This window comes from Bacillus sp. MM2020_4 (assembly GCF_011250555.1).
Classification (GTDB): Bacteria; Bacillota; Bacilli; order Bacillales; family Cytobacillaceae; genus Neobacillus.
Genome location: NZ_JAANMZ010000116.1, coordinates 1 through 462, shown reverse-complemented (window position 1 = coordinate 462; position 462 = coordinate 1). Strand labels below are relative to the sequence as shown.

Annotated in this window: 2 rRNA genes; both read right to left on the bottom strand. The window is 44.6% G+C overall.

What is annotated here, in order from left to right:
- Positions 1-11: 11 nt before the first annotated feature.
- Positions 12-128, bottom strand: a 5S ribosomal RNA gene (gene rrf / locus G6554_RS25375).
- Positions 129-330: 202 nt separating this feature from the next.
- Positions 331-462, bottom strand: a 23S ribosomal RNA gene (locus G6554_RS25370); the annotation flags it as partial.

Below are 462 nucleotides of genomic sequence, written 5' to 3'. Positions count from 1 at the left end.
CATTGATAACAGCCTGGCAACGTCCTACTCTCACAGGGGCGCATGCCCCAACTACCATCGGCGCTGAGAAGCTTAACTTCCGTGTTCGGTATGGGAACGGGTGTGACCTTCTCGCCATTGTTACCAGGCCTACTGCACTGAATAATCTTCCTTGCAGGCATGCGACGAGCTAAAGATAATCTTCCTCGAATATGCTTTGGCGCAGGAGCAGACATTCAATGTGCCATGATTTATTAAACAAATGAAATGAATTACACTTGTTGAGGTATCATTCCCTCAAAACTAGATAATGCAGAAGAAGTTTTTGTAAAAACGAGTTTTCTTATTATTTAGGATAAGTCCTCGAACGATTAGTATCAGTCAGCTCCACATGTCGCCACGCTTCCACCTCTGACCTATCAACCTGATCATCTTTCAGGGTTCTTACTAGCTTAGAGCTATGGGAAATCTCATCTTGAGGGG